Here is a 7,797-nt window from a genome sequence, read left to right on the forward strand (position 1 = left end):
TCTGCCGCTCTGCCGCTCTGCCGCTCTGCCGCTCTGCCGCTCTGCCGCTCTGCCGCTCTGCCGCTCTGCCGCTCTGCCGCTCTGCCGCTCTGCCGCTCTGCCGGCCTGTTGCCCAACGTGATGCCGGTGAGCAGCTGCTTGTCGGCATCGCTTCCGGAGGGCGACCGTCTCCCCTCTACCGCCAGCGGCATGTTTGTGCTGGCCGACTTCGGTTTCCGCGTCGTCGGGGACCGCGTAGAGGCCGGTGGTCTCGTTCTCCGCCCGTCAGCGCGGCAGGGCCTGGTGGCTCTTCAGCCGCACCCAGTTCTCCGGCCGGTAGACCCGGGTGCGCAGGAGCGCCGTGGTGGTCGCCGCGTTTCTCGGGGACGGGAATCGGTATCCGTGGCTTTCTTGTCGCACCCCGTGGTGGCCCGGGGTGTGGCTTAGACCGCGGACCGGGTGGTCTCCTCCGCCGGTCGGCCGATGGTGTTGATCGTCGTGTGCCGGGAGAACAGGGTGCTGGGGCGCAGGCCGAACATGGCGTGGAAGGCGCTGCTGAAGTGGGATGGGCTGGCGAATCCCGCCTCCACGGCCGCGGTGCTCAGGTCGGGCCAGGTCTGGAGCAGTTCGGCCACGCGCAGCATCCGGGCCCAGAGCCGGTAGCGGCGGAAGGTGGTGCCCGTCTCCGCACGGAACAGCCGCAGGAACGCCGAGACGGACAGGCCGGCCTCGGCGGCCAGGTCCTGGGCCGCGACCCGCCGTCCGAGCGGTCCCTCCAGCCAGGTGGTCGCCATGAGGATGCGCGGGTCGCGGTTGCCGTCGAGTCCGTCCGGGGCGGTCAGGTCCAGCCACCGCGGGACCTCCGTGAGCGACGTGTGGCCGGTCAACGATGCGGCCGTCCGCACCAGTTCGGCCTGCCACTCGTGTCCCAGGGCCAGTTCGGCGCCACCGTCCATCAGTCGGCGGCAGGCCCGCTCCCGCTGCGAGGCGGGGTCTAGGTAGCAAAAGGCCATGGGGGTGTCTCCGGCGACGATGCGGTGTCGGACCCGGGCCGCCACCAAGGCCGTACGGGACCGGTGGCGGGAGCCGTGCTCCACCTCGATCGTGAAGTCCCCCTCGACGCCCACCGCCAGGCAGCTCACCCCACCGGAATGGAAGCCCACCCCCAACGCAGGCCCGACGTAGAGGGCGTGGCCGGGCCACAGCCACAACGCGGCCTGGTCGCAGCACGTTTGTGAAAGCGGTGCAGGTCGCATGCGGGCATGCTAGCCGCCGAGGTCTCCCGGCCCGTCGGGGGCCCTCCGCCCGCCGGGCCGCAGGGCCCTGCCCGCCGCACGGCACGGCTCTGCCCGCCGGGCCGCACCATCCTGCCCGCCGTGTCGCACGGCGGCCCTGGCTGCGCACCGCGCCTGAGAACGGAAGTGACGACGTCATGCCGACCGAACGCCTCACCGCCGCCCTGCTGTTCATCGTGGGCGTGATCAACCTGCTGCCCGGCTTCGTGGCGGTGGCCCCGTCCCGGATCAGCACCGCCTACGGGGTCGCTGTCGACGGCGACGACAGTCCCGACCTGGTGGTGCTGCTGCGGCACCGCGCGGTGCTGCTGGCCTTGGTCGGCGTCGGTCTGCTGTGTGCGGCGTTCGTCCCGTCGCTGCGGGTGCCCGCGATGACCGCCGGCGGGGTCAGCATGGGCACGTTCGGGCTGTTCGCCTACGCCACGCCCGCGCTCAACGGCGCCACGATGCGGGTCGCCCGCATCGACATCGCCGCCGTCGTCCTGCTCGTGGTGGCCGCGGTCCTGGTCTGGCGCGAGCACGCCTGAGCGGACGGACAAGCGGCGGCTTCCGCCTCTGGGGTGCCTTGCTGCGCTCTCCCACTCACTTCTTACGCACTCCGCCACCGTGATGACTGCCCAAGGACGTCTGCCCTGCCACATCTGTCACGGTTGCCAACGCTCTCGCACGAGGCCGGCCATTACCGGGACACTGCGGAGGACTTCGGGTCGTAGAAGCCCACCGCGGCTTAAACCGTTGCCCTCACTTGCCGGGGCACCGGAAGGCAGCAAGCCCAGGTTTTCCCGGCGTGGCGGGGCGAGTTCCGCTCCCGAACGGCAGACGGCCCGCCGGCCCACGCCGGCGAGTCCTGGACCGGCCACCGGCGTCGACGCAGCGTCGGTGCGCACGAAAGGGGGGCGAACTGACCGGCCCGAACCGCACTGACTGCGGCAAACGCGGTCCCACGTACACCTGCTCGTCGACCACCATGGCCTACCGCCGCACGCGTGCTGCTTCCCACGGCCAACACCCATGACTCCAAGCCGTTCGAGCCGCTCCTTGCGACCAAGCCTGCCCTCCGCGTCACCGACCTCACCCGGCCGACCGCGGCACCGGCCCGTGAAGGTACACGCCGACAAGGGCGACGACTACCTCCGTTGCCGGCACTACCTGTACCGGCCGGGCATCAAGGTCCCCTCGCGCGTCGCAGGATCGAGGACAAGACCAGGCTCGCCACCACCACTGGGCATCGAGCACACCGTGTCCTGGCTGCTGCGGCTCAAACGTCTCAGAAGTGCGCTACGACCGCACACAGCTCACCCTGCGCCCGCTGTTCACCTTGGGCCGCGTACTGATTGACTTGCGTCGACTCGTGCAGCAAGAGTCGTGAGATCAGGATTGCCGACGTCACCGTGGGCCGCCGCTCGCACGAGCTGCGGTGGCCCACGGCCTGCGGCGCGAGAGGAGACGGCGATGAGTTCGTTCGATGTGGCGCTGGACGACGAACGCACCCAGCTCGATGCATTCATCGAGGAATATCGCCGTGCCATTGAGGCGACCCTCGACGCTCTCACCGAGGAACAGGCCCGCCGCCAACTCGTCTCGTCGGCGACGACGTTGCTCGGGCTCCTCAAGCACGTCACGTGGATGCAGCGGGTGTGGTTTGAAGAGTGCGTCGGCGGCACGTCCCGCCAGGAGCTCGGCCTGGTACGGAGTCCGCAGGAATCCTTCCAGCTCTCCGACGACGACACCATCGCCTCGGTCACAACAGCCCACCGGGACGCCTGCGCCACGGCCCGGACGGTGATCGCAGACCTACCACTGGACACCGTCGTGACCGGCCACCGGACCGGACCGCGCACGCTTCGCTGGGTGCACTTGCAGGTGCTGCGGGAGCTGGCTCACCACTGCGGACACGCTGACATCCTGCGCGAACAGGTACTTGCCGACTGAGCCGTGAGCCCTGAGACCGAGCCGTACGGCGGGTTGAGACTGCTTCGCGCCTCTCGAAGAGGCCGGGGTGCCCTGTCTGCGGTGCTCTGTTTGTGGTGTCGGGGTGTTGTGCTTGGGTCTGAATGTCTGTGGTTTTCTCTAATGTCGGTTGTGTTATGGGTGTTGGGGTTGTGGTGTTGGTTGTGGTTAGGCTCCGCCGAATGCGCTCCTCATTTTTGGTGCACGCAGGCGTGGGTGTGGTGTCGGCGTGGCGTCGGTCGCCGTCGGTTGCTGTCGTATGGAACGGGGCTGGGGCAGGCGGTTTCCATGACGGTTGTCGCGGCTGTCGCGGTGATTGTGTTGAGTGTGGTCGTAGTCGGATATGCCTCCGACACAGGGACCCGGGACGCAGGTGCCGTGGTGGACCTGCCATCCCCGTCGGGCACGCCACCGTCGGGCACGTCTCCCTCGGGCAGGTCCTCGTCGGGGACGCCACCGTTGGGGATGCCACCGTCGTGCGCGTCCTCGTCGGGGATGCCACGGTCGGGGATGTCCCTGTCGGGGCCGGTTGGGGCATGTCTTCGGCGTCCTCCCGTTGACGTCTGGCGGCGGCATCTGCCCGCTGGTGGTGTTCTTCTGTTGGGGTTTGGTTTGTCTTGGTCCGTGTCGGCTTTTGTTGATGTTGTGTCGTCTTTCATCGGAACAGCGAGGGCAGTGCCATGACCACCCCCACCTCCACCCCGACCTCCATCCCCGCCCCTGCCCCGACCTCCGCCTCTGCCCCTGCCTTCATCCCTACCGCCACTCCCGCCCCTGCCTCCATCTCTATCGCCACTCCGACCCCGACCCCGACCTCCATCCCCGCCCCTGCCCCGTCCCTCACTCCGCCCCTCTCCTCGACCTTCGCCCTCACTGCTTCCGCCTCCGCTTCCGCTTCCGCTTCTGCCGCGGTGTCTGCTGCTGCTTCGTCTGTTTTGGGGGAGTGTGTGGCGTCGCATCTTTTGTTTGTGGAGGATGATGCGGTGATTCGTGACACTGTCCGTATCGCGCTTCAGCGTTATGGTTTCACGGTTTCTACTGCGGCTGATGGTCTGACTGGTCTGGAGCTTTTTCGTAGTGTTCATCCGGATCTGTTGTTGCTTGATCTGATGCTTCCGCAGCTCGACGGTATTGGGTTGTGTCGGAGGGTGAGGGAGTTCAGTTTGGCGCCGATTCTTATGGTGACGGCTCGTGGTGATGATCTGGATGTGATTTCTGGGTTGGAAGCGGGTGCGGATGATTATGTTGTCAAGCCTTGCGAGAGTGCGGTGCTCGTTGCACGGATACGGTCGTTGTTGCGTCGGGCGTCTTTTCCGTCGCTTTCGGGGGAGTTGGTGCGGGAGGAGTCTGCACCGGAGCAGAGTGGGGGGAGGGCTCCGTGTGTTCTTACTTTCGGGGAATTGACTGTTGACACTGGGGGTATGGAGGTGCGGTGTGGGGGGGAGGTTGTGGCGTTGACGCCTACGGAGTTGCGGTTGTTGTTGGCTTTGGCGCAGTCGCCTGGGGTGGTGTTGGAACGTCGGACGTTGTTGAAGAAGGTGTGGGATCACGCTTGGGATGGTGATATGCGGGTGGTCGATCTTCATGTCAAGCGGCTGCGTGCGAAGATCGGTGCTGAACGGATCGAGACGGTCCGCGGCTTCGGGTACAAGTTGCGGCGCTGACGATGCCCGTGCGTGCGTCGTCGTGTCCGAAGGCTTGGTCGTGGTATCTCTCGCGGTCCTTGCGTTGGCGTATCGCGGGGCTGGTGGCCGCGGCGACCTGTGTGGCCGTGCTGGTTCTTCAGATGTTGGTCGATCGTGCCTCGCGTGCTTTTGAGTTGGAGCAGTCCCGCATCATCGCCACAGGCACGCTCGACCGTGCCGCGGTGTCTTACGCGCGCACGGGCCTGGTGGAGGGGACCGGCGCCGCGCTCGACGCGGCCGATGTCCCCGGGCAGTTGCGTACTCTGGTCGGTCAGGGGCGCCGGGGTACCCATTACGCGGAGGGTCCCGATGGCCCTGCGATGTGGGCGGCTCGCCCGGCTGGTAGGCGCATTCTGTCGGTGCGGCATTCGTTGGGTGCCACGCTGGGTGATTTGGAGGCCTTCAATGCTTCCATCTTGCGGGCCGGCCTGCTGACGATTGTCGTGGTGTTGCCGCCGGTCTGGTTGGTTGCCGGGCAGATGAGCCGGAGGTTGCGGACGGCGGCGAGTACTGCCCGGCGGATCGCGGCCGGTGATCTGGACGCCCGTATTTCGGCGAAACCGCGTCCGTTCGACGAGATCGCCGAGATCTCCGGTGCGGTCGACACCATGGCGGCCTCGCTGCAGGCACGTCTGCGCAGTGAGCAGCGCTTCACTGCGGACGTCGCCCACGAACTGCGCACCCCTTTGATGGGACTGGTCACCGCCGCCGAACTTCTTACCGATGGGGAGGCGGAGCGTTATGTGCGGGACCGTGTGCGGACCTTGTGCGCGTTGGTGGAGGACCTGTTGGAGATCTCTCGTCTCGATGCGGGTGTGGAGCGCGCCGACCTTCAGCATTGCGGGCTGGTGCCGCTGTTGGAAGAGGTCATCGAACATGTTGCGGTGCCTGCGACGGTGCTCTTGGCTCCCACCACCGATGCGACGGACATTCGGGTGTGGACCGATCCCCGCAGATTGGAGCGTATCGTCGCCAATCTTGTCCTCAACGCTCACCGGCACGGCCGTCCGCCGGTGACTGTCACCGTGGGTCTGGATGCCGAGAGCGGCGTTCCCACTGTGTCCGTCCGCGACAGGGGGCCGGGGTTCCCTGCCGGGCTGTTGGACGAGGGCCCTTTGCGGTTCCGCACCGGCGCCCGTGAACGCGGCACGGGGCACGGACTGGGGCTGACCATCGCTCTGGGGCAGGCGCATGTCGTCGGTGCCACCTTGACGTTCGGCAACGCACCCGGCAGCGGGGGAGCCGTCGCCCTCATCCGGCTGCCCCGCGGCCCTGCGGTGGGGCCGACACCGCACTGACACCCCACCGACCCCGTACCGACCTCTCCCCGACACCCCACGGCGGCGCAGCCGAGCCGGCCTTGACGTCTGTCCTACCTCAGAACGACACATTCGCTTCACAGGATGGCACCCGTACCTGAACTGACAACGTTCTGGGGAAGGACTGCCGCAATGAACGCGAAGACCGCTCATGGCGCGCGAGAAGAAACCGTGGTCGACCTCGCCGCCTACGGCCCGCAATTCGTCGAAAACCCCTACCCCCTCTACGCGCGGTTGCGCGCGAAAGGGCCGGTGCACCGGGTCCGGATCCCCGGCCAGGAACGGCCCTTTTGGCTGGTGGTCCGCCATGAGGAAGGCCGCCGTATCCTTGCTGATGCCCGTTTCAGCAAGGACTGGCGTTCTCAAGGGGTCTGGCCGGCCGCCGCGTTGCCGATCAACGAGAACATGGTGGAGAGCGACCCGCCCCACCACACGCGCCTGCGTGCCCTGGTGACCCGCGCGTTCACCGCACGGCGGATCGAGGCCCTGGCCCCCCGGGTCCAGACCCTGACCGCACAGCTCCTGGACACCATGGACCAGGCCCCAGGTGGGCGGGCCGATCTGGTCGCCGCGCTGGCCTTCCCGCTGTCCATGACGGTGATCTGCGAACTGCTGGGCGTACCGGATCTGGACCGGCAGTCGTTCAGGCAGTGGTCGAACGAGATCGTGGCCTCCTCCTCGCCCGAGGCGACCGTTGAGGCCGTAGGGGCCGTCAACGCCTATCTCACCGACCTCATCGACCGAAAACGCACAGAGCCGGGCGAGGACCTCCTCAGTGCCCTGCTGCGCACCACCGACGAGGAGGGCGACAGGCTCAGCCCGCAAGAAGTGGTCGGTATGGCCTTCCTGCTGCTGGCAGCCGGCCATGAGACCACTGTCGGCCTGATCTCCAACACCGTGCTCGCACTGCTCCGCCACCCCGACCAACTCGCCCTGCTGCGGGCCGACTTCTCCCTGACCGGCAACGCGGTCGAGGAGACGTTGCGTTACGACAGTCCGACGGAGAACTCGACCTACCGGTTCGCCACCGAAGCCATGGACTTCTGCGGTGCCCGCTTCGAGAAGGGCGATCCGGTACTGGTATCGCTCGCCGCGGCCGGGCGGGACGGCGCACGCTTCGAGGACGCCGAACGCTTCGACCTCACCCGCACCCCCCGCGGGCACCTCTCCTTCGGCCACGGCATCCACTACTGCCTGGGCGCCCCCCTGGCCCGCCTCGAAGCCGGCACCGCGGTCCGCTCCCTGCTTCAGCGCCACCCCGATCTGCGCCTCGACACCTGCGAACCCCTGGAATACGTACCGGGCATGCTCGTCCGCGGCGTGCGCCGACTGCCGGTGCGATGGACCGGGTGACCTCGCGCCCCCGTCACCTCGCGCCTCGTCGCCTCGCGCCTCGTCGCCTCGCGCCCCATCACCCCGCGCCTCGCGCCCCATCACCCCGCGCCTCGCGCCTCGTCGCCTCGCGCCTCGTCACCTCGCGCCCCATCACCCCGCGCCTCGCGCCCCATCACCCCGCGCCTCGCGCCTCGTCGCCTCGCGCCTCGTCACCTCGCGCCCCATCACCCCGCG

General features: G+C 68.0%; 6 protein-coding genes. 5 read left to right on the forward strand and 1 reads right to left on the reverse strand.

The window, feature by feature from the left end; genetic code table 11:
• Nucleotides 1–422: 422 nt before the first annotated feature.
• Entirely contained in the window at nucleotides 423–1,235 is an 813-nt protein-coding gene (locus tag ACIQE0_RS20680; protein WP_402334139.1) for a helix-turn-helix domain-containing protein, read from the reverse strand.
• A 176-nt stretch (nucleotides 1,236–1,411) separates the two neighbouring features.
• On the opposite strand from ACIQE0_RS20680, the gene ACIQE0_RS20685 reads away from it, so the two are divergent.
• The 5 genes from ACIQE0_RS20685 to ACIQE0_RS20705 all read left to right on the forward strand — a co-directional run bounded on the left by ACIQE0_RS20685 (nucleotide 1,412) and on the right by ACIQE0_RS20705 (nucleotide 7,581).
• Complete coding sequence (locus tag ACIQE0_RS20685; protein WP_384097654.1) at nucleotides 1,412–1,801, forward strand: hypothetical protein; 390 nt, start codon at nucleotides 1,412–1,414, stop codon at nucleotides 1,799–1,801.
• A 925-nt stretch (nucleotides 1,802–2,726) separates the two neighbouring features.
• Nucleotides 2,727–3,206, forward strand: coding sequence for a DinB family protein (locus tag ACIQE0_RS20690; protein WP_402334142.1), 480 nt, complete (start codon nucleotides 2,727–2,729; stop codon nucleotides 3,204–3,206).
• Between the two features lie 986 nt (nucleotides 3,207–4,192).
• Entirely contained in the window at nucleotides 4,193–4,888 is a 696-nt protein-coding gene (gene cseB / locus ACIQE0_RS20695) for a two-component system response regulator CseB (RefSeq protein WP_402334145.1), read from the forward strand.
• An 83-nt stretch (nucleotides 4,889–4,971) separates the two neighbouring features.
• Nucleotides 4,972–6,207: a sensor histidine kinase gene (locus tag ACIQE0_RS20700; protein ID WP_402334148.1), complete on the forward strand. Its 1,236-nt coding sequence runs from the start codon at nucleotides 4,972–4,974 to the stop codon at nucleotides 6,205–6,207.
• A 153-nt stretch (nucleotides 6,208–6,360) separates the two neighbouring features.
• Nucleotides 6,361–7,581 carry a cytochrome P450 gene (locus tag ACIQE0_RS20705; RefSeq protein ID WP_402334150.1) on the forward strand — a complete coding sequence of 407 codons (1,221 nt, stop codon included), beginning with the start codon at nucleotides 6,361–6,363 and terminating at the stop codon, nucleotides 7,579–7,581.
• The last annotated feature ends 216 nt before the right edge of the window (nucleotides 7,582–7,797 follow it).

This window comes from Streptomyces sp. NPDC093097 (genome assembly GCF_044754325.1).
In the GTDB taxonomy this organism is placed as follows: Bacteria; Actinomycetota; Actinomycetes; order Streptomycetales; family Streptomycetaceae; genus Streptomyces.